Origin of the sequence: Rhizobium sophoriradicis, assembly GCF_003939025.1 — a bacterium.
Taxonomy (GTDB): domain Bacteria; phylum Pseudomonadota; class Alphaproteobacteria; order Rhizobiales; family Rhizobiaceae; genus Rhizobium; species Rhizobium sophoriradicis.
In genome coordinates this window covers 26,775-48,587 of record NZ_RQIH01000021.1, presented here as the reverse complement: position 1 = coordinate 48,587, position 21,813 = coordinate 26,775, and the positions used below count along the sequence as shown (strand labels likewise).

Sequence of the window (21,813 nt, the reverse complement as noted above, 5' to 3'; positions counted from 1 at the left end):
TTCTGTCTTGCGCCAAGATCGGCGCCCGGATTCACCTTCCAATAAAATCAATGACTTAGTACCGCAGGTGCAAATCGGGTTGGCTGACACCCGCAACCAATTGCGATGCGGAAAATCGTCTGCTTTAGCCATTAATGGCGTACCAGAGCGTGAAATCGCGTCTCCCGCTGAAGGCGTTTCCTTTGGATAACCGACGTTGCGGCTTCTCCTTGGCTTTTATCGCTGGCAAAGGCCTCCGCTTTGAAAATGCCAGGAATGCCGATGCCCCGTGTTGCGCTCTATGCCCGCTACTCCTCCGACCTCCAGAACCCCAGATCGGCTGATGATCAGTTCCTCATTTGTCGCCAGTTTGCAGAACAGCAAGGATGGCAAGTGGTTGGGTGCTATCGCGACGAAGCCGTTTCCGGCGCCAGCCTTCGAGGACGGGACGGGATACGCAGTCTCCTCGCTGACGTTAAGGGAGGCCAGTTCGAATTTGTCTGCGCCGAGGCGCTCGATCGGATCTCTCGGGATCAGGAAGACATGGCCCATGTCTACAAACTCCTGCGCTTTGCAGGGGTCATACTGCACACCGTCTCTGACGGCCGCGCCGATGAATTGCAGATCGGCTTCCGGGGGACGATGAATGCTCTGTACCTGAAAGATCTGGCGGATAAGACGCGCCGTGGACAAAGAGGAAGGGTTGAGAAGGGGCGATCCGGCGGTGGTCTCGCTTACGGGTATAAGATCTTCGCCGATGATGAGGATGGTGCTGGCGGTCGGCGCATCAACGAGGCAGAAGCCGCCATTGTCCGTCGGATCTTTATGGACTTTGCCAGGGGTGAGACGCCCGTTGCCATCGCCATGACGCTGAACAAGGAGGCCATTCCCGGACCAGCGGGACGTCCATGGGCAGCGAGTACCATTCGAGGACATAGGTCAAGGGGGACCGGCATCCTCAATAACGAGCTTTATCAGGGCGTGCTCATCTGGAACAGGTTGCGCTACGTTAAGGATCCGGGCACAGGGAAGCGTCAGGCACGGCGCAACCCGGAGACCGATTGGGTCACAACGGATGTCGCCAGCCTGCGCATCATCGAGGAGCCCTTGTGGCAAGCTGTCAAAAACCGGCAGCAAGATATCGAACAGCGCTTCAAAAATGTGCGCGAAGGGGTCCAGAATTCCAGAGAGGCCCGCTCTCGCGGTCTGACGGTCTCCGCCTCGTATCTCTATCGATTGTTGGTATGCGCGGATTGTGGCTGCGACTTCTGCCATGTCGGAAGAGATCGTTATGGCTGCGCGGGGCACTATCGGCGCAAGTGCTGCGACAACGGCAAGACGATTCAGCGTCACGTCATGGAAAAGCAGGTGCGAGCGGTTTTGGTGGAAACCCTATTCACCATTGAACGGCACTTCGCCGCTTTGGTCACCGAAGACCGGTTCGACCACCATGAGCGGAGTCGCAAGATCCAAAACGATCGGCGAGAGTTGGAGAGAATCGAGGGGAGGCTGCGCGGCCTCCTAGCGGCCATAGAGGATGGCCTCTACACGCCGCGTCTGAAGGAACGATTCCAGCAACTCGAAGGCCAAGCCGAAAGGCTGCGCGCGAAACTCGAAATCTACCAGGAGCGCTTGGAAACCAGGAACTTTACGTCGCAGTCATTTTACAGCCGCGTCAGGGCGCTGATCGAAAACCTGCCCGATAGTAGCGATGAGAAAATCGTTCTGCAACTTAGGCATATAGCCGGTCCCATCAAGGTAACACCAGGAAAGAGCCGCAAAGAGTTTGTGTTTGCCTTGGCGACGCAAGGCAAGCTCATCAGCCGGGAGTCCGGCGATTCGATACCCAGCCCGCCTATCTAGCGCATTTGCGGGTAAGGCAGAGCAAAACAGACCCGCGTTCGCAGCGGCCTCGATTCCGGCTGATATCGTGACCGCCAAAACCGGCTGCGCCAATGATTCCTTCACCAAGGTTGGCAACGCGCGGTCGCCATCGACGTTTCCTCGGTCATCCGGATGACAGCGCGTGAAGGTCACCGTCCAATCGCCAGGTGTTTCGGGATCTTCAAGCCCACGCCGGCCATTTTGGCGAGAGTGGGTGGCGAGGGGCCGCCGCCCGACCCCGCAAGGGTATTAGTCCCGATGATCGCAAGTCTATGGAGACGGACCGCGAATTTCGAAGAGAACAGAGTGCAGAAAATGACCACCGTGCGGCGGTCCTTCCCACCTACCGCGGCCAGCCCTCCGACTTTGCGATCCGCAGATTTCTCATTCTAGTTTACATCTCACGACGCGAGGAGATCACACGGCAATTTCAAATGGCCAGCCATGGTAACTCGAAAGCGCTCCGTCCGCGCCCCGTTTAACAGTCAATCTGTAACGCGTCCCAGCAGCGCTTTCCCGGACATCTTTCGGACATGACTTTATCGGAATTGCTGGATCGTAGCCTTGTCCCTCGACAGCTCGTATTTCGCTTTTCCCATTATCGAGCGCTACGATTTCCACGACTATCTGCTCGTGCTTAGGGTGACCGTGCTTTTTGGGGCTTCGATCCTCGATAAACATCAGAACTGAGGGTATTTTTCGGACATCCAGCTGCTGCATGTTGCGCATCAAGCTGATCTTCGAAAATAAAGGCAGGTTTTCCGATCGGTCGTCCTTATTCTTGTGAGTGATAATGCCGAAAATGACCTTAAAATCAAAGGAATCGAGAGGCGCAAGAAACACCGCGGCGTCGTTTCCGTTCAGTTTCCCGGTCACCAGCGCCTTCATTTTTTCGCGAGACGCGGGCTCTAACTGGATGAGGTCCGCCGAGTTGACGCCTTGGTTGAATAGATGGCTGAGGTGAGAGGAGCGGGTAGAAATTTTCAGATGGTACAAGAACGCCCGGTGACCGCATGACGCGCTGGCGTCAGCGGTCACGGTATAAATGTCGCACGGCTCGATTTCTGTGCTGCCCGCCGGGCTGATATCAGTCTGGTCGAGACAGATAAAGGCATTGTTCCAGTGAGGAATGGCAGCGTTGTAGCCCCCCTCACTATAGACCGCCTTGCCGTCTTTTTCGGCATCATGATTGTAAGGCGGCAGATCGGAGTCAAAGCATTTGGCATCCAGATAGTTCTTCAGCCGCTCGATGTAGCTTTTCTCCACCCGATACCATTTTCCCTCGCACAAATGGTAGACGACGCCTCCGGGAGGCTCTCCGTCGTAGATCAGAGATCGATAGACGCTGTAGCTACGACCGGGCGCACCATCGACGTCGGTTAACATCATCCGGAAGGTCCTGAAGGCCTCAATGGTCATCCCAGCGAGGTCGTAGTCGTCTCCGAGAAATTCGTAGAACTCCTCAATCGAAATGTCTGGAAAGACGTCGCTGGACCGTCCGTCGCCCTGAAATATGCAGCATGTGTTGTCCCGATAATCAATGATGTCGGGGATCGTCAGCGTCACTTTACCGTCCTTGGCTTTCACGGAGGAGAGCAGCAACTCATCGAGTTCGGCGATTTTGGAAGGATCGTTGACTGGAGATATATTCTGTATGTTGGGAAACGAGGCTTTGTAGTCTTCCGCGTCATAAAGAGCTAGCAAAGTCTCGCAAATGTCTGGCAATTCGCCGGGCTCGAGATCGAGGCTAACCTTGAGCGATGCCGAACCAGTCGCATTCCTGAATAGTTCCTCATACTCTTCTCTCACCCTGCCGGTCAGACTCTTGATGATTTCGCTGTTGCCATCGAAATCGAGATAGGTCAGCTCGGTCGAAACCGGCACTTGGGTTCTCTTGCGGCGCGCTACTCCGGGTGCGACCATGTCTGCACTCTTCAATTCGTTTGGGTCGACGCTGTTCAGTGTTACCCGCAGGCCAAAATCGTATTCATAGGCGCTGTCGTTCAGATGATGGAACACCTGCCCGAAGGAGAGAGCAAACCATCGGTCGCCAACGGGAAGAAAGACGAGAGCCCCCTTGAATTGCTGCAGAAGCGGTTCGATGACGCCGAAATAGCCTCTCCACCACGGAGGCTTTGGCGCGGCGTCTAGGATGTAAAGGACAGCGCCCGCGGGTAGGTCGGTTGCTTCCGCTTCCTCCAGATCGTGATCTTCCCTCAAGGAGTTCGTTGCGTCGTAATCGTTTTTTAGGAGATAAATAGAGAACGGTCGCGTTTTGCTCATCAAACTCCCCCCATGCCCAAAGTGACACTACTATAAGTTGGTAAAAAGAAAATAGCAGCGGGGCTCTCTCAGACGCATAGCGCTCCAACTTTGCTGGACTTCATTTTTCAAACCTGCTAGAAGGTGAAAAAAATGAAGTAGCGAGCGAATCAATGGCACTTTCAGCAACTGTCGTCCATCAGCATCCTTTCGACGCCCGGCGCCGACTCGCTGAACTAAACGTCTCTGTGGAGGCTGTTTCCAGAGCAGTCTTGGCTGGCCACACCGCTCGCCTCAACTGTACGGACAACGACCCCCCTTTTATCCCTGGTACGGAAGCATGGCGGTATGTGGTACGAACTTTGAGGGATGAGTTACTTCCGTTGGGATGGCGTAAAGATGATCCGAGCAATTATTCGCTTGTCATCAATGATTCCGCCCAGATCAACATCGTTGTTGCCAGTTCTGATGCGCTGACCTGTGTCGCACATGGATCGCCTCGGACCAAATCCTTGAAGGGGCTTTTTACGGAGGCCGCGGTTCTCAAGAACAATCTGGAGACAGACATGTTTCCGGAAACAGTTGAAGCGGAGCTCCGTAAAGCTGCAACGATTTTGAGCTATCTAACCTGGATGTTGTTGATCCACATCGAAGACGAGGACTGTCGAGCTGAGCTTTCGCTGCCATCGGCCTTTGATGATCGCAACGTTACCGATTGGGCTGAGCGCATCTTCATACCATTGCCAGGCATCGACGGTGGGTTACCAGTCGAGGATCCAATCAACCACACAGATATCGACGTGCCAGTAAAGCGCAAGGCAGCGTGATGTTTAATAGAACGCGGCTTATTGTGGCTCGTCAGCGTGCGGGCCTTACGATGAAGGAACTCGCCTTAAAAGCAGGCATCGAACCGCGCACAATAACGGGATATGAGGCTGGGGAATATTTTCCAAGTGAGGATGTCGCCAGGAGACTGGCGCGCGTTCTAGGGTTTCCAATTTCTTTCTTCATGGCAGACGACGTGGACATTCCTCGGGCGGAAGGAGTGAGCTTCCGGTCGATGAGCAAAATGACTGCACGACAGCGAGATGGCGCAATAGCTGCGGGTGCGATAGCATTTATCCTGTCCGACTGGTTGGAAAGCGAGTTCGATCTGCCAGCATCCTCTGTACCAGACATGCGGGAAGATACCCCTCAGAGTGCCGCTGCTGGGCTCCGTGATTTCTGGGGCCTGGGGAACCGCCCCATCAAGAATATGATCCACCTCTTGGAGTTGAATGGCGTACGGGTCTTCTCGTTGGGTGAGGAAGGCAAAGAGGTCGACGCATTCTCTGTCTGGCGTGGCGAGCGCCCCTATGTGTTTCTCAATTCTCAAAAGTCTGCCGAGCGTAGTCGTTTTGACGCTGCTCATGAATTGGGGCACCTCGTTTTGCATAAGCATGCATCGCCGAACGGGCTCGAAGCGGAAAAGCAAGCAAACGAATTTGCTGCTGCGTTCCTGATGCCAGAGGGTCCCCTGCGGACAGTAGGGAGAATATCGGGTCTGCCGAGGGTTGTTGAACTTAAGAGCATGTGGGCAGTCTCGGTCGCTGCCATGACTTATCGGCTCCATGAATTGGGCTTGGCATCCAAATGGACTTACCAACAGCTATTCATGGAAATTTCTCGTCGAGGCTGGCGAACCAACGAGCCAGTGCCGATCCGGCGTGAGCAGTCACAGGTCTGGAAGAAGGTTTTGGACGATCTACGTCAAAACGGCACCGGCGTTGAGCGCCTTTCCGAAATCCTTTCGGTGCCCGAGTCCGAAATCGTCAAGTTGCTCTTTGGGCTTGTGACGGTTGGTGTGCCGTCAAACTCGAGAGCTTCCCCGACTCCTAAAAAAGGGAACTTGCGGTTGGTCAAATGACAACTTACCGCGTGTCGGCGACCCCCACTAACGTCAATGGCTACGGCAACCTGCGTGGACAACTGAATTATAGATGACGGACTTTTAGCGCGCCATCCCATTTTGAATTGAGATATTCGCAGACAAGCCGCCGATGGCAATGATGCGGCTTATCCTCCGAGCACAGCAAGCATCCGCCTAAGAACATGTCTGGTCTCAAGCGGCTCTCGATCTTTCTTTGTCCCATCAGTTTCATGAAAGAGGCTTCGTAGATGCCCCAGTCGCCTTTATCGCGCTTGAAGGCTTTCAGAATATCGTCAGTAGGGGCTAGAAGCGGTTGATGAATGTAATCCGCCCCACATATTTCCTTTAGGAAATAGGCGAGGTCGTCGGCTTTGGCAAAACCAGCAAGCTGCGATGTATTATGAAGGCGAACGTCGATGACCTTTTTGACGCCAGCCTTCTTGATACGATCAAAGAAACCGGCAGCTGTCGTCTTCGTGAAACCAATCGTTGTGATACTGACGCTTTCCAACGGCGTTACTCCCCGACTGCCGACTTAGGTTGGAAGTCCGTCTGCCGTTCGGCAAACGCAACCTTCATTGCACGATCCCTATAGGCCGCTGCAAGCCTTTCAGCGGGTGGGTCGAACAAATCGCTATTGTTCTTGCCTGACATCTTCATCAGCCTGGCTTCGACTGCAACCTGGTCGACTGTCGCTCCATTACCGAGAATGTGCCGAACGGCTATTCCCCTCTCGTGGAGCGCGCGTCCGACGAGCAAGCAGCGATGGCAGTCCAGAGGGTCGTGTTCGGAACACATCAAAGCGATGCGGTACTTTTTCGAGCCCTCGACAACCCTATCTAGGCCGCGAGCGAAATCTTTCGTCATGGCCATTTTTTCATAATCAGCGACGCCGTCACAGAAAAAGCGTTTGTCTTTAGGGCGCCCTCCCAGCTCCTCTCCGAGGAAAACGTACGCAATTTGATCCAGCCGCAACTCGTCACGTAGGGTTTCTCTATTGAATTGCGGGAAATGCCGTGAATATGGAGCTGTTCTCACGTCAGCTATCGCTGTTACCGACGCTTGACGCAAAAGTTCCAAGAAGCGCTCGTAGGGAAGTGTTGAGTGTCCAATCGTCAGAACCTCACCAGCCGTATCTGCCATTACTGGCCTCCTTCATGTTACGACCGCTCGTCTGACACGATCTCCGTTTCGTCGACTTCATGTACCTTACCAATGGGCAATCTATCCGGCCAGCGGTCTCGATCACAAAAAATACAAACCATTTACTTGCGCATAGCAGGAGTTAGGCATTGCCGAGAACGGCCGGCAAAGGCCGAGACGAACGTGTATGCGTTGACTAGCCAACGCGTCGGCTTGTAGCGTCGCAATTCCGCCGATCAAGAATCGGCTTTTTGCAGCATCGGCCGGGACAGATAGATCATACTCGGCATCGTGTTGATCAATTAAGGCGCGAAGTTGCCGTTTACCGGGAGAAGGATTGTCTTCATAAAACGAGATCGATGCTGGTTCAATTTCGATGGCATCTAGGGAGCATGTCTGAGCTCCGGCTACCACATATGCCTTCCCAGAATTTGCTCTATGAAGCTGACCACCGAAAGATTGACCCAGTGATGCGGATAAGCCTGGCGCAACAACCTGTGCGATCTGTGTAGGCGTCAATTGCCCAATGATCGCGGTATTCCCACCCGCGACAAAGATGCGATCTTCCGTCGCGTGGGGAAAAGGGAAATGCGCCGGCGCTACGGCTGCATCGAGGCGCACGATGTTCCCAACCGCAAAAAATTTGCCTGGGCCGGCATCCTCTTCACCCCAGAAACGAGATGCTTCTGCGAGGGCGTTTGCTGTCGCCGGTTCCGGCCGTATCATGCCTCCGTTTTGCATGTCCCATCCCGCGACGCAGAATAAGGAGCCATATCGAGTAACATCCGTAATAATCAGTTCGTAAGTTGGCATCTGGTCCACCCCCCCGTTTCTCGATATCTGTGGTTGAAATGGGTACTTTGCAAGCGAGCCACTTGCTAGTTCCGCATTCCTCGCCGACAAGCACCTGCGTGCGCTGTCGCCGACTTACGGGAGCAACTCGGACACGGCTTATGCTCATTGACACGAAGCTCGAGAAACAACGGAAAATTGCGCCGCAAGGCCACGGCAGCTAGCGATGTGCGAGGATCCGATGAATCTTACTTGAAACAGAGGGCGCCGCGGGCTGTGGGTGCGAATGAGGGGGAGTAATGCCTATGCCGAAATACAGCAAAACAATATTGTGTCTTGCCAATTCGAGGAAGATCAGCGGTCGCTGCATAGCGGGGCGTGAACTGTCTAAGGGGCAGCTTGGTGCGTGGATACGCCCTGTTAGCGCTCGCTTAAACGCGGAGCTCTCGGAAGAGGACCGTCGGTTTGAGAACGGTCGCGATCCACGCGTCCTGGACATCATACGAATTCCCATGATCGAGCCGAAGCCGCACGCGTTTCAAGTCGAGAACCACTTGATTGACGCCGAATATTATTGGACTCTCGAGGGTAGGGGAAGCTGGCAGCAAGCTATTGGGGCCCTGGACAACCCCTTAAAGCCATTATGGGACAACACCTCGTCGAGCTACAGCGGATTGCACGACAGGGTGGCCGAGGCCAATGCCTCCCCGGCTGACGGCTCACTGCGGCTCATCGAGGTGGACGACCTTCAGATCACTGTCGCGGTGGAAGGTGCTGAATTCGGCAATGGCAAGCGGAAGGTCCGCGGCCGCTTCACGCATGGCGGGGTGCAGCACTATCTTTCAATCACCGATCCACCCGTAGAGCGCCAATATCTTCTGGGGGCGAACGGCGTGTTCCCGGTTGGGAAAGCTTTGCTTTGTGTTAGCCTCAGTGAGCCATTCAATGGATGGACATATAAGCTCATCGCTTCTGTCATCACTGCATAGTTTTTGGCCGCACGGTCCAACCATTGATGGCTTGGGGCAAAGATAAACTAGCCATGAGCCGAGGGGAACTTAAACAGAGCGTAGCGGAACTGCCATTTCGGCCAGCCTCGATAATCCTGAGCTACAGATACTACCTTAGCCGATGCAGCGACCTAGTGCGCCCGTGCTCGACATGTGTGTCCTCCAATACCGAATCCGAAACAGGATGCTCACGTTTGCAGATGCAACGAATACCCGTCCAGCCATAACGTCAGATGACCAACCTGAGGTGGCTGGACAAGACCAGGCCGGCGGCCTTCTCGACCCACGTGACAACGAGGTTGAATAGCGATCGCGCAGGCGCTTTCTAATATCTCGTGACTTTTCCGTGATTGTGATTATTCAGTAATGCTACTATGTAGAGAATTTACTCAAAATTAGCAAAATAGGCGTGGAAGCTGCGTGGGGGCGGGGTATGATAGAAGTATCTCTTCTTGGGCCATTTTCCATAAAGCTTGATGGAAAGCGGCTCTATCCGGATCTGGGCCATTCTGGCCTTCGGATGGCCGCACACCTATTCTCCTCGCCTGGCAGATTGCATCGGAGGGAGAAGATTGCGGATATGTTTTGGCCTGAGATGACGCTTGAGCGATCGCGGGCTGCTCTGAATTCCGCAATCTGGCGGCTCCGGAAAATTCTGTGTCAAGATCCGCACAGCAATGGCGGAAAAAATCTGCGGTCCATAGGTGAGAACATCGTCTTCGATCTCGAGCCGTGGATCAAGGTAGACACGGCCATTGTTTCTTGCATTGCCAAGGCCTCAGCAAACAGGAAAGACACCGCTTCAATCACCGAATTGCAGCAAGTCATTGATCTTTACCTGGGACCATTCATGGATGGAGACGACAGTCCGGCATTTTTGGAAGAGCGGGAAAGACTTCACACATGCTTTGTAGGGGTCGCGTACGAGCTGCTTACACATTATATCGCGCAAGAAGATTATCCCGCTGCGATTGCCATTTGTCGGAAGGTCCTAACGTTTGATCCATATCGAGAGTATTTCGTTCGGAAGATATTGGGTGCGCTATGTCTCAATGGGCAGCGTGCCGAAGCGGCGAATTACTTTGAGCGATGGCAGAGGCTCTTACGCGAAGAGATAGGAGTCTCCCCTATGCCTGAAACGCTTGATCTGCTGCGTATCGTTCGCAGTTGCCAAACTTTCGAAGATGTTAATGCAATACGCGCCGTCGTACATGCGAGTAAGCAGAATGCGTGCCTTCAACATTCTTGGTAGAACCACCCAATCAGAAAAGTTCATTCAGCCGTGACCATTTGGTGATGGAGTCGAATGACGACTGCTTCAGAGTTTGGAGAGAATGAACGTCTGGAGCGGCGCACATGTCTACCGTCACTTTCCCAGAGACTAATCGGCTGTCACGGTTGATGGTTGCAGCGGGTGTCTTGGCAATCTTAGGGCTGGCTTTCCAAGTCGGACATTTCGCGGAGCACGCTTTACAGTTTGCAATATGGCTGTTGGGTGATCTTTCGAATATTTGTGGCCGTGACACCCCTTGGATGTCACCTTGGGTCATGGCGCTTTGCCAGCGGCTTGGCTTGTGGATTGCGCCGGATGCACCTTCAACGCGCCAGGTTATGCTCGGCATGGAGGTTCTCCATCTCGTTGGGAACAGCATTTTCCTGACCGGATTGATGTGCCTATACAAAGTAGTTCCATCGAGATGGGTTCGTTGGGCTATTTATATCGAGACCTTCCATTTGTACGAACACATCATGTTGACAGCAACGGCCTTCTTTCTTGGAAAGCCAGTTGGAATGAGCACGCTATTCGGGGGCACCAGCTTGGTCGATAGTCGGGAATTCGCAGTTGGTGTCCGTGTATCTTGGCACTTTGCAATGAATCTGCTTCCCATGCCATTCGCGATGCTAGGAATCATGGAATTCGCCCGAGATCATTCACTTAGAGCGATGCTGGTGCGTAATCAGGGGAGCTGAAGCCCTCGGGCGGCGATGCGCAATTCGCGAGCGCAAAACCGCTCGCCTTGCCTTGGAAAAAATCATGGTCAATCGATATGGTTCGCAAGGCGAACGTGTGTTTATTATTCGGATTCCAAATGAAGGTGGGGTCGTCTGGCGCCGAGCAAGGATCGAGGTGAAGGAAGTTGCTGCAACCCACGCTTTCGATCGTCGGAAGGTGGTAAGTGACGTCCCGGCTGCCTTCGACGTCATCGCGCAATGGCTGCGCCACCCTTCAAAGACTGATGTTTGAGTGCGGTTGACGTCATCCGCATAACATCAGGCGCCCAGAATCGGTCAGCCTAATCGCCGCTTTGTGCCGCCGCCGTGAAACTCACATCTCTGCCGACATTCGTGATGATTTCGTGACCTTCCTGCGACTGCAGGTGGAGGCTCGAACAAGAGGTCCGGACACTCGCTCGAATTCCCGTCTGTTACTTCTGATCCTCTAACACTGCGGCGGCCGCGCCAGAGCGAAGTCTGGTATCGACAAATCTGTGGCCCACCGTTTGTGTTTTGTTTGACGAAAGAGGGCTGTCCCGTGGCAGATCACCTTGTGAACGAGCCAGATGATGACGTAACAGGCGGTTTCTCGCGAGGACTGACATTCGGTGCAGTTCAACTCACGAGGCGCCTTGCGGGCTTGGGTCTACATGAAGCTCATCTTTCTGTCCGCGGCTTCAGGGCCGCGACCCCCCAAGCTCGAAGCGCGCTTGAAGAAGCGGGAATGGCTTTCGTGAGAGGCTATAACCGCGCCCTTGGGAGTTCAGAAGCCGCAACCATTGAGCAATCACCGCGGATCGCCCAACGGCTGAAAGGCTTCTTCATGGAAGGTGCAGCCATGGGACTTGGCATTCGGGATGGAATGCCTTGGTACATGTTCTCCGCCGCCAAACTGCCCACTTTCCTCACCTCGACCGCGGTTGAGCATCCCTATCTCACAACTGTTGGCGCTGGGTGGGCAATCGCCCGATTGCCTTGGAGGCGATCCCGGATACTCGAGAGCCTTGATGGATTGCTTCTGCCTCTCGCCTTCGACGGTTGGGGTTTTCACGACTGCTACTTTCGCCGTGCCAATGTTGCTACTGGGCCGGCACGTGCCGTGACCCACATTGCCGGGTGTCCTGGTGCTCGGGCGTGGGACCAAGGGGCGGGTAGGGCACTTTGGTTTGTCTGCGGAGGCAGCATCGAAGAGGCTGTCGCGTGCATCGCCAGAACAAAGGTGGAGCGACATTCAGATCTTTTCGCAGGGCTCGGGCTCGCAGTCGCTTATGCTGGGGGCATTGAACCATCGGAGGCGCAGGCGCTGGTGTCTGCTGCAGGCCCTCACCGCTGGCATGTCGCCCAAGGGGCCGCATTCGCGCTTGAGGCGCACGTAAGAGCTCGAACCGAAACCCCTGAAACTCTTTCGCGTGGTGCGGTTCTCGCTGGGGGCGATGCGTTGTCGTCCGTCGAAATCGTCCGAATGGCAATGCCCAGAAGACCAACGCACTTACGCGGACCGTCGGCGCAGAGCTGGACGCTTTACGAGCAGTGGCGGGCACGCGTCTCCGAACAACTCAAAAGAGCGGCAGGGTGGACTTCATGAGAGATATGCTGTTGCGAAATGCTGGCAGAGGCACGGCGGCAATCCTTGCAGGGCTATTTCTCCTTTCCGCGTCGGTCGCTCAGATGCCGCGTGGTGGTGTGATAAGAATCTCAGAGCGCTTTGCCTTTGAGAGGATAGTGCTTTCGCCTGCCAGCACTGAAGGCTTGCGCACGATACGTCCGGTGCATCGCAACTTCGCACAAATCGCCGCATGGATATCGTCGGTGGGAGCATCGGTTGCCATTGGTGATCTGGATAGCGACGGGATCGCGAACGATGCCTGCTTGATTGACCCTCGCGACGACTCGATATCCGTCCTTCCTCTGGCGCGCGACGTCGGCGCATTTCCTAGGTTCATGCTTTCGACGCCTCCCAACGGATACCAAGCTAGTGCCATTGCGCCGATGGGATGCCTTATCGCCGACGCAAATGCTGACGGACGCGCAGACATTGTTGTCTACTATTGGGGTCGGCCGCCGGGGATTTTCGAGAACACCGGTCGCATGTCACGCGAGGCTTTCGTTTTTCATGAGATTGTTCCAGACCGAGAGATTTGGTTTACAAATGCAGCCCTATTCTCGGATATTGACGGTGACGGCTTCCCCGACTTTGTCTTTGGCAATTACTTCCCCGATGGCTCCGGCGTCCTCGATACGACTGGGAAGCGCACGGTTGAGATGCAGCATTCTATGTCCCGTGCATTCAACGGTGGGCGGAACAGGTTGTTGCTCAGTGTAGGGGCGAAGAACGGCGCTTTCTCATTCGAGGACCGCTCGGACGCGTTCACCAAAGACATGTCCGACGGTTGGACATTGGCGCTTGGTGCTGCAGACCTGAACCAGGACAATTACCCTGAAATATACGTAGCCAATGACTTTGGCCCTGATCGCTTGCTGGTCAATAGATCGCGACCTCGTGCCCCGTCTTTCTCCATCATTGAAGGTCGACGTGGTCTTACAGACATACGCTCGGGCGTCCTTGGTCGAGATTCTTTCAAAGGCATGGGCGTGGATTTCGCGGACATCAATGGCGACGGTGGCTTAGACATCTATGTGAGCAACATCGCGCAGGACTATGCGCTCCAGGAAAGTCATTTTCTTTTCTTGCATCAACCCGGAAAAAGTTGGGATCAGGGAATCGCCCCATACCGAAACGCAGCTGACATTCTCGGGCTTGCGCGTTCGAGTTGGAGCTGGGATTCGAAGCTAGCCGACTTGGACAATGATGGGTCTTACGAGGCGTTGCAGGCAGCAGGCTTTGTAAAAGGAGCACATGACCGCTGGCCCGAGTTACAAGAATTGGCGATGGGGAACGACGAACTTCTGAAATTCCCCCAGTTCTGGCCTCGCTTTGCGCAGGGTGACGGATTATCCGGTGACCGCACCGACGCATTCTTCGTGCGCGGTGCCGACGACCGATTTCACGATATTGCTGCTCAAATTGGTTTTGACGAACCCAGCATCACACGCGGCATCGCTCTTGCAGACGTCGATGGTGACGGAGACCTCGATTTCGCGCTCGCTCGACAGTGGGAAGACTCTATCCTGCTTCTTAACAAAGCGGGCCAAAAGAACAGTTCGCTCATACTGGATCTCCGCTTGACGAACAAAGATGGCTCGACACGGCCAGCTATAGGTGCCGTGGCCACGGTCGTTTTCGACGACAACCATGCTCTTTCTGCATTTTCTGACGTTAGTAATGGGCATTCCGGGCACCGGGCGGCAGAAGTGCATTTCGGCCTCGGCGATCGAATGTCGAGCATGAAAGTGCTGATCACTTGGCGGACCGAGGGTGGCCGTCAAGAACGAGAATACTGCCTCGCGCCAGGACGGCATCGGTTGGTGCTTGACGAGCCTGGAGACTTGAACAGCCGCTGTCTCATGGAGGTAAGTAAGCGATGACCATAGCCATCGAACGCGAGCCGCATTCGCTTCCCACGAAACCCGGCTTGAGCCTTGGGGACCGGTGGTATATCGACAAACGTTTGAAGGGCCTGGCGCGCTTCGCCTTGGCGATAACCTTTCTCAACATTCTCGGCCATCTGTGGCTTGGTTTTGAGCAATCTTGGATAACGCCTTTCGTTGCGCTTGCAGCGGCGTATGGCACGGAACTCGCCGCCGAAACTGCTCAGGCCCACGCCGATAGGCGCCGTCCGCGATATCTCGGCTCGCCAGGCAACTTTATCTCATTTCTGCTGTCGGCTCACATAAGTGGGCTCGCGGTCGGCATGCTGCTTTTCGCCGCTGAGCAACTTTGGGTCGTCGCTTTCGGGGCTTCGCTAGCCGTTGCGTCGAAGTGGCTATTCCGGGTTCGGTTACCCCTTGGCGACGGTCACACAAGCCGACATTTCCTAAACCCATCGAATTTCGGAATCAGTGTTGTCTTGCTTCTCTTCCCGTCAGTCGGAATTGCGCCGCCATATATGTTTGCAGAGAACATCTCAGGGGCGCTCGACTGGGTTCTGCCACTAGTCGTTATATTGACCGGCAGCCTGCTCAACACAAAGCTCACCGGGCGCATGCCGCTGATTGGAGCTTGGGTGATCTGCTTTGCGGCGCAAGCCGCAATCCGTAGCGCGGCAAATGGCACACCGCTCGAGGCTGGTCTGGTCCCGATGACAGGCTTCGCATTTATCCTTTTTACCTTTTACATGATTACCGATCCAGCAACGACGCCGGGAAAGCCACGCAATCAGATCATCTTCGCGATGGCGGTGGCGGCCGTGTACGGCATTTTGATGCAGCTTCACGTCGTCTTCGGCTTGTTCTTTGCACTCACGATTGTCACCGCGACGCGTGGAATTTTGTTGATGCTATCTGCAGGGAAAGTGGGGATGCATCCAAGTACAAGTGTGCTCGACGGAAGAGTTGATGGGAAGTGGTCCCACGCCGGGGACGGGGCGCCCCAAGCCGCACGATTGGCGTCCAATCCGTAGTGGTCGCGCCCTCGAGTTTTGCGACAGACTCTGCTTCAGCGGTTTGGATAGATTTGTAGAAGGCATGATTGGTGCAGCGATTGCTCACCCCCCGGGTCTTCAAGGTGTCGAAAGGCAGGAAGTCGAGTAGCGATGAACGTTCGAGAAGCAATTGCTATCTGTTCTCTCTCTTGTCGGTATCCGGATGCGAATACGCCGGACGAGTTGTGGACGAACGTGATGGAAGGCCGTCGCTCATTCCGGTCGATCCCCGCCGAAAGGCTTTCCCTTAGTGCTTACTCGCCGGACACCGTCGGGCAATCAGATTCCATCACGCCTGTGCTCGCTGGCTTGTTAAGTAACTGGCATTTTCCTCGTGACGCGTTCCTCATCTCAAAAGGCACATTCGAGAACACGGATCTCACTCACTGGCTAGCGCTTCACCTTGCATCTGAGGCAATCAATTCCTTGGGTGGCACGGCACGCCTAAACCGCGCGCGAACAGCGGTCGTCGTCGCAAATACACTGACAGGCGAGTTTAGCCGGACAGCCCTCCTGCGTCTGCGCCAGCCGTTCCTTGACGAACTGCTGAATGATGCATTGAGCACGGTAAGAACGAACCCAACTGAGGCGAGTCAGGTACGAAGCGAATTCTCTAAGTTGCTGAAATCCCGCTTCCCAGAACCAAATGAGGATTCGCTTGCTGGCGGTCTTGCCAATACGATAGCCGGGAGAATTGCGAATTATTTCGATCTAAAAGGGGGAGCATTTACCGTCGATGGGGCTTGTTCCTCGTCACTTCTTGCGATTGCTAATGCTGCCGACCTTCTTCGGAGTCACGCCGTCGATGCGGTGATCACGGGGGCAGTGGATCTCTCTCTTGATCCCTTCGAGCTGGTCGGGTTTTCCCGCAATGGCGCTTTGTCGCCGACAAGAATGCGTGTGTTTGACGCGAGATCTGACGGCTTCTGGCCCGGTGAAGGAGGTGCTTTTGGTGTCCTAATGCGCTTAGAAGATGCCCGGCGTGTTGAAGCCCCCGTCCTGAGCGTAATTCGCGGCTGGGGCATGTCGACGGATGGTGCAGGCGGTCTAACTCGTCCAGATAGCAATGGCCAGTTGCTCGCGTATCGCCGCGCCCATGAAATGGCAAATACTGACCCGCGCGATCTGGCATATGTGGAGGCGCATGGAACCGGGACCCAGATTGGAGACCCGACTGAAGTTAAAGCCCTTGCATCGCTCCGAGAAGGTGCAGGGGAGCCATTGGCAATCGGCTCAATTAAAGCGAATATCGGTCATACCAAGGCGGCCGCTGGCTTTGCTGGCCTCGTTAAGGCGGTACTATCGCTCAAGCATGGCATCCTACCGCCACATATCGGCTGCGAAGTACCCCATCCAGTGTTTCGCGAGACCGACAACCGACTGTTCCCAATCCGGCAGGCCGGCGCTTACAAGGATGGGCGTCAACCTCTTGCGGCAGTATCGAGCTTTGGTTTCGGGGGCATCAATCTCCACGCGGTCTTGGAACCAGCTGAGTCCCGCAGAGCCCCTCCAGCATTCGCCACGCCGAAGATGCGTGGTGAACAGGGCGCGGAATTATTCTTGTTCAGAGCTGCCGATGTGGGCTCCCTGCGAAATCAACTCGCCGCTCAGCGTGCTGTCTCTCCGAAACTTTCGCTGGCCGCGCTCGGTGACGCGGCAGCAATGCTTGCAAGCAACCTCGAGCGTGGGACCGTTCGGCTTGGCTTTGTTGCCCGGGACGCAGATCAACTGTGCAAACGGCTCGATCAAGCGCTCGAACATCTGGCTGTAACGGAGATTGCTTTAGACCAAATCTCACATCTCTTTTTTGGATCCAAGCGCGAAGCCGCGCCGATCGGTTATCTGTTTTCAGGCCAGTCAGCTCCGGTGCGAAAGCCGTCCTCCGTATGGCTGGAACGCTTTCCCTTTCTGCGCCCTTTGGCTGAGGCATTGTCGATCGAGATCGAGCCAGGTGCGGTCGACACCGCAGTTGCTCAGCCAGCAATCACCTATGCCAATCTAGCGACACTGACGGTGCTGGATAGGTTGGGCGTCACCGCAGTTGCAGCCACGGGCCACAGCTTGGGTGAGCTTGCGGCCCTCAGCTGGGCCGGGGCGCTTGATCAGATCGAGGCGCTCAAGCTTGCCCGGCAACGCGGGACGATCATGGCTCGCTACGGCAGGGCTGGCGGGTCAATGCTTCGCCTTGGAGATGACGCCAGCGGTTGCGAACGGCTAGCGGCTGGGCTGGACTGCACTGTGGCCTGCATCAACGGGCATCGCGAAACCGTTATGGCCGGCAGCGGAGCGGCGATCGCCGAGCTGGCCAAGCGCGCGGAAAGAGCCGGCATCGATTTACAGTTACTCCGGGTTTCGCACGCGTTCCACAGCCCGGACATGGCTCCGGCCGAAGAGTCGTTTTGCGCCGTGCTAGGCAATATTGCATTCGACGTTCCATCGAGGTCAGTAATATCGAGCATAGATGGAGGCTTGATAGGCGCTGCTACTCCCATTGCGGCCCAATTGCTCAAACAACTTACTGAACCGGTGAGATTTGTGGATGCGCTCGACGAAATGGGACGGCGCTCAGAGATCGTAATCGAAGTCGGCCCCGGCTCCGCATTGACGCGGCTAGCCACAGCTCACGGTCTTCGTGCCCTGACCGTGGATTCCCAGACTGACGACCTTTCTTCGATGCTGGAGGTTCTCGCAGGTGCTTTCGCCGCCGGGCACGAACTTAATTACGACGAATTGTTCGTTGAGCGCGGAATACGCCATGAAGGCGGTGAACCAATAGTACTACTTTCTAACCCGTGCGGCATTCAACCCAAGCCTAAGGAAGTCGCCAACGCGGCCCCAAACCCTCCCGTTGAGGTCGGCGATCTCATTGATCTCGTGCAAATATCTGAGACGTCGCTAACGGAACGAGTTTTGTCCCCAGAAGAGCTGCTAGAGACCACCTTGAGGGTGGTGTCCGAAGAGACAGGGCTGCCCGTGCCGGCCATCAGCTCTAACGCGCGATTTCAGTCCGATTTGCACCTAAACTCGTTAGCGGTCACGCGAATTGTCGTCACCGTTTGCCGACAATTGGGACTGGCCGCGATGAGCAGTCCGACTGACTTTGCTGAAGCGACGCCCGCCATCCTAGCTTCTCAATTGGCGGAATTGTCTGAATTTGAGTGTGATAACAACAGTTCCCCGCGTGTCACTGGGATTAGGCGATGGGCTGCACCTTATCGGGTCAATTGGTATGCACATAAACAGCCAAAGAGGGGCGGCCGCAGGATTTCCTGGATATCTGAGACAGAATTCACCCAAAGCATTGCGACCCCAGAGCATGGCCTACTGGTGAACCTCGCCGAGAATTTTGGAGTCGATGAAAGTGTCAATTTGATCACGCTGTTGCAGCGTGTAGCGAGATGGGGGCTAAAGCACATCGCAATCGTGCATGACCGCCTGCCCATCTCTGCGCTTTTTCGCTCAATATTTCAGGAAGCGGTGTTTGAAACGATCTTAGTAATCGATCGCAACGGCCAGGATGCTGGAGATTGTCGGATTGGCCAAATTATGGGTCACTGTTTCCCAGGGTTCTCAGAATACCGCTTAGGGGCCGCAGGCGAGATCGAGTGGCCAAGTTTCGAGCGGTTGCACTTTGACAACAACAAAGGAACCGCTGGCATGCCGTCAGCTGTTGACACCATCCTTGCGGTGGGCTGCCACCGTGGAATTGGTGCCGAATGCGCTTTGACGCTTGCCGCAAGCGGTGCGAAGCTAATTTTCGCGGGGCGCAGCGAGCCAAGTGACGCGGGCGTCATACAAACATTGAAGATGGCGCGCGAGCGCCACATCGAAGCCACTTACCAGCGGTGCGATGTGACTGATCACAGCGACGTTCTGAGGCTTTCGCGGCACCTCGAAGCGGCGGCACTTGCGCCGAGCGTCGTGGTATTTGCGCCCGCGATCAATGAGCCAATGCGCTTCAGTTCTCTGTCCGACGATATTGTCAGAGCCACCCTATCTCCAAAAGTAACAGGGCTATCAACCTTATTGGACCGGTTTGGAAAGAAGCTGAACAGGCTAATCTCGTTTGGGTCTATTATCGGTCGGATCGGTCTCGAAGGAGAGGGCCACTATGCGCTCGCGAACGCCTTGCAGAGCCAAATTGTTGAGAGTTTTGCGCGGTCTCATCTCTCCTGCCGTTGCGTCTCCTTCGAATGGACGGTCTGGAGCGGGGCAGGAATGGGGGAGCGCCTCGGCACAGTAGAAAGGCTGGAAGCCAAGGGCGTTGATGCTCTTCCCTTTGATCTCGCGCTCTCGACGTTCGAGCAGCACGTTGCTTCGGGCTCGAGTGGAGTTATTGCGATCACCGGCCGTTTTGGACCGCCACCTGGCCTGGAAATTGGGAGAGCCTCCAGGCAGCCGCTTAGATTTGTCGATCGCATCCTAGTTGATTTTCCAGGAACTGAATTGGTCACAGAGACAGAACTCAATCTCGGACGTGACCCTTATCTCAACGACCATCGTCTCGAGGGACATCCGGTTCTTCCCGGAGTGATGGGGCTAGAGGCGATGGCCCAAGTAGTTGCCGCACTGGCGGGAAATGGTTTTACGCAGAGAATTAGCGAAGTGATTTTCCATCGCCCCATCATAGTGACACGAGGGCGACTGGCGATACGGATAGCAGCTCTCCGCGCCGAAGACACCCAGGTCGAAGCTGCAGTGTTCACTGAGGAGGATGATTTCCAGGCGCCGTACTTCACAGCATGTTTCAAGAATGCGCCTTTACCCGCGGGCCTCGAAGCTTTGAACGCTGATCCCAATGCGGCGGGAACTGACACCGTTTCCGCGGACCCGCTATATGGGTCGCTGCTCTTCCAGGGGGAACGTTTTCGTCGTGTCGCGAAGCTTCTGCGGTGCACGTCTCGTGTTGTTGAGGCGGATCTGGCGAAAATTGCCGTCGTTAATTGGTTCGGGGTTTTTGAACCAAGCACCTTGATCCTCCTTGATCCGGGAGCGGCGGATGCGGCGCTCCATGTGCTGCAAGCAACTATTCCGTATCGCCGCCTCGTGCCGGTTTCGATCGCTGACGTGGTGTTGACAACGCGCGAGGTTACGGGTTGTCGGCTTGTTGGCCGAGAAAATTGGTCTGCTGGGAATACATACTCGTTCGACGTCAAATTGCTTGATCTTCACGGAAACCTCGTCGCCAGCTGGCTGGACGCGCGATTCAAAGCCATCGGCTCGCTCGATGTCATCCCGGTCCTGCCGTCTGCCCCCATGCTCTGCAGTGCTCATCTCGAACGGCTGGCGAGAGAGGAACTTGGTGACGACGCCATTCGGTTGAGCCTGATATCCAATGCTCGGATATCCCGCTCGGAACGCCGGCTTCGAGCGATTGAGGCCTTGGGGCTCAGCTGTAATGTTATTCATCGGGCGGATGGCAGGCCGGAGCTGGAGTCTGGCGAGGGATTCGTGAATCTCAGCCATTGTGAGGACATGAGCGTTGCGATCTACGGAATGAGACCGGTTGCGTGTGACCTCGCCGCAGTCGATGAGTGCTATCCGGATCTCGACGGGCAGCGCCTCTCGGCAGCGGAATGGGCCGAAGCGGAAGTCCGACGAAAACTTGGTGAGCCACGCCCCTTTAAGTTGGCTGGTGACCGTTCGACATCGAGCTCCATTTCGTCGGCGCGAGTCATCACAAGTAGCGCTTTGCAATCGGTCGGGATGGCGATTGCGTTGGGTGGGTCGCGCCCAATGTATGGCGGCGACCCGAAGCACACACAAACTCACGCCGAGGTAACAGAATGAACGTCTGGGAAAACGCTCACCCCTATCATGCGCAGCAAGCAATTGAGGGCTTTGGCGGCCAAAGACCCGTATTTTTACACCGTCATGTAGTGTCATTCGAGGAAACGAACGTGGTCGGAAACGTCTATTTTTCGAGACACGTATCGTGGCAGGGGCGATGCAGGGAGATGTTCTTGAGGAACCATGCGCCCGGCATTCTCGATGAGTTGAATAGGGACTTGAGGCTCGTAACACGGAAGGTTTCTTGTGAGTATTTTGCAGAGCTTCGCGCGTTTGATGAGGTGGAGATTCGGATGCGTCTTGCCTATGTTGAACAGCATCGGATCGGCCTTGAGTTTGACTATTTTGTAACAGGCAGTATTTCGGAAGCGGCCGCCGCACATGGTTTTCAGGAGATCGGCTGCATGCGTCTCCGAGAAGGATCGTTGGTCCCGGTCTCTCCTCCGGCCGAGTTGGTCGAGGCTCTCCGCCCGTTTATGGTTCCGCGGCCGTGACATTGCAAAATCAG

16 protein-coding genes are annotated in these 21,813 nt (G+C 55.3%); 12 read left to right on the top strand and 4 right to left on the bottom strand.

The window, feature by feature from the left end; translation table 11 throughout:
• Nucleotides 1–261 precede the first annotated feature (261 nt).
• Nucleotides 262–1,842 (top strand): recombinase family protein, encoded by a 1,581-nt coding sequence (locus tag EFR00_RS28460; protein ID WP_167482304.1) that lies wholly within the window; start codon nucleotides 262–264, stop codon nucleotides 1,840–1,842.
• Between the two features lie 438 nt (nucleotides 1,843–2,280).
• On the opposite strand, the gene EFR00_RS28455 is transcribed toward EFR00_RS28460, so the two are convergent.
• On the bottom strand, nucleotides 2,281–4,146 hold the full coding sequence (locus EFR00_RS28455; RefSeq protein WP_077994964.1) for a DUF6119 family protein: 1,866 nt from the start codon (nucleotides 4,144–4,146) through the stop codon (nucleotides 2,281–2,283).
• A 152-nt stretch (nucleotides 4,147–4,298) separates the two neighbouring features.
• Between EFR00_RS28455 and EFR00_RS28450 the strand changes: the two genes are divergently transcribed.
• Together EFR00_RS28450 and EFR00_RS28445 are read left to right on the top strand one after the other, a co-directional pair.
• Nucleotides 4,299–4,952, top strand: a complete 654-nt coding sequence (locus tag EFR00_RS28450; protein WP_077994965.1) for a hypothetical protein — start codon at nucleotides 4,299–4,301, stop codon at nucleotides 4,950–4,952.
• The gene (locus EFR00_RS28445; protein ID WP_077994966.1) at nucleotides 4,952–6,031 is read left to right on the top strand and encodes an ImmA/IrrE family metallo-endopeptidase; all 1,080 of its coding nucleotides are present in this window, start codon (nucleotides 4,952–4,954) and stop codon (nucleotides 6,029–6,031) included. The genes EFR00_RS28450 and EFR00_RS28445 overlap by 1 nt, the downstream gene beginning before the upstream one ends.
• A 67-nt stretch (nucleotides 6,032–6,098) precedes the next feature.
• Here the strand turns inward: EFR00_RS28445 and EFR00_RS28440 are convergent, their stop codons facing one another.
• From EFR00_RS28440 to EFR00_RS28430, 3 genes are all read right to left on the bottom strand, one after another.
• The gene (locus EFR00_RS28440) at nucleotides 6,099–6,545 is read right to left on the bottom strand and encodes a DUF488 domain-containing protein (protein WP_208655987.1); all 447 of its coding nucleotides are present in this window, start codon (nucleotides 6,543–6,545) and stop codon (nucleotides 6,099–6,101) included.
• Nucleotides 6,546–6,550: 5 nt separating this feature from the next.
• On the bottom strand, nucleotides 6,551–7,177 hold the full coding sequence (locus EFR00_RS28435; protein WP_077994967.1) for a DUF488 domain-containing protein: 627 nt from the start codon (nucleotides 7,175–7,177) through the stop codon (nucleotides 6,551–6,553).
• 102 nt (nucleotides 7,178–7,279) lie between these two features.
• Nucleotides 7,280–7,990 carry a dual OB domain-containing protein gene (locus tag EFR00_RS28430; RefSeq protein WP_125864874.1) on the bottom strand — a complete coding sequence of 237 codons (711 nt, stop codon included), beginning with the start codon at nucleotides 7,988–7,990 and terminating at the stop codon, nucleotides 7,280–7,282.
• Between the two features lie 278 nt (nucleotides 7,991–8,268).
• Here EFR00_RS28430 and EFR00_RS28425 point away from each other — a divergent pair, with 278 nt between their 5' ends.
• The 9 genes from EFR00_RS28425 to EFR00_RS28385 all read left to right on the top strand — a co-directional run bounded on the left by EFR00_RS28425 (nucleotide 8,269) and on the right by EFR00_RS28385 (nucleotide 21,799).
• The gene (locus EFR00_RS28425; RefSeq protein ID WP_425376256.1) at nucleotides 8,269–8,958 is read left to right on the top strand and encodes a dual OB domain-containing protein; all 690 of its coding nucleotides are present in this window, start codon (nucleotides 8,269–8,271) and stop codon (nucleotides 8,956–8,958) included.
• 454 nt (nucleotides 8,959–9,412) lie between these two features.
• Nucleotides 9,413–10,231, top strand: coding sequence for an AfsR/SARP family transcriptional regulator (locus tag EFR00_RS28420; RefSeq protein ID WP_077994969.1), 819 nt, complete (start codon nucleotides 9,413–9,415; stop codon nucleotides 10,229–10,231).
• A gap of 104 nt (nucleotides 10,232–10,335) precedes the next feature.
• On the top strand, nucleotides 10,336–10,950 hold the full coding sequence (locus EFR00_RS28415) for a DUF6008 family protein (protein WP_077994970.1): 615 nt from the start codon (nucleotides 10,336–10,338) through the stop codon (nucleotides 10,948–10,950).
• Between the two features lie 64 nt (nucleotides 10,951–11,014).
• A complete protein-coding gene (locus tag EFR00_RS28410; RefSeq protein WP_077994971.1) occupies nucleotides 11,015–11,224 on the top strand; it encodes a hypothetical protein in 210 nt (69 codons plus the stop codon).
• A 258-nt stretch (nucleotides 11,225–11,482) separates the two neighbouring features.
• A complete protein-coding gene (locus EFR00_RS34315) occupies nucleotides 11,483–12,559 on the top strand; it encodes a DUF1702 family protein (RefSeq protein ID WP_425376255.1) in 1,077 nt (358 codons plus the stop codon).
• Complete coding sequence (locus EFR00_RS28400) at nucleotides 12,556–14,460, top strand: CRTAC1 family protein (protein ID WP_077994973.1); 1,905 nt, start codon at nucleotides 12,556–12,558, stop codon at nucleotides 14,458–14,460. The genes EFR00_RS34315 and EFR00_RS28400 overlap by 4 nt, the downstream gene beginning before the upstream one ends.
• Nucleotides 14,457–15,494, top strand: a complete 1,038-nt coding sequence (locus EFR00_RS28395) for an RnfABCDGE type electron transport complex subunit D (RefSeq protein ID WP_125864872.1) — start codon at nucleotides 14,457–14,459, stop codon at nucleotides 15,492–15,494. Before EFR00_RS28400 ends, EFR00_RS28395 begins: the two co-directional genes overlap by 4 nt.
• Nucleotides 15,495–15,626: 132 nt before the next feature.
• Nucleotides 15,627–21,305 (top strand): type I polyketide synthase, encoded by a 5,679-nt coding sequence (locus tag EFR00_RS28390; protein WP_077994974.1) that lies wholly within the window; start codon nucleotides 15,627–15,629, stop codon nucleotides 21,303–21,305.
• Complete coding sequence (locus EFR00_RS28385; protein ID WP_208655984.1) at nucleotides 21,302–21,799, top strand: acyl-CoA thioesterase; 498 nt, start codon at nucleotides 21,302–21,304, stop codon at nucleotides 21,797–21,799. Before EFR00_RS28390 ends, EFR00_RS28385 begins: the two co-directional genes overlap by 4 nt.
• The last annotated feature ends 14 nt before the right edge of the window (nucleotides 21,800–21,813 follow it).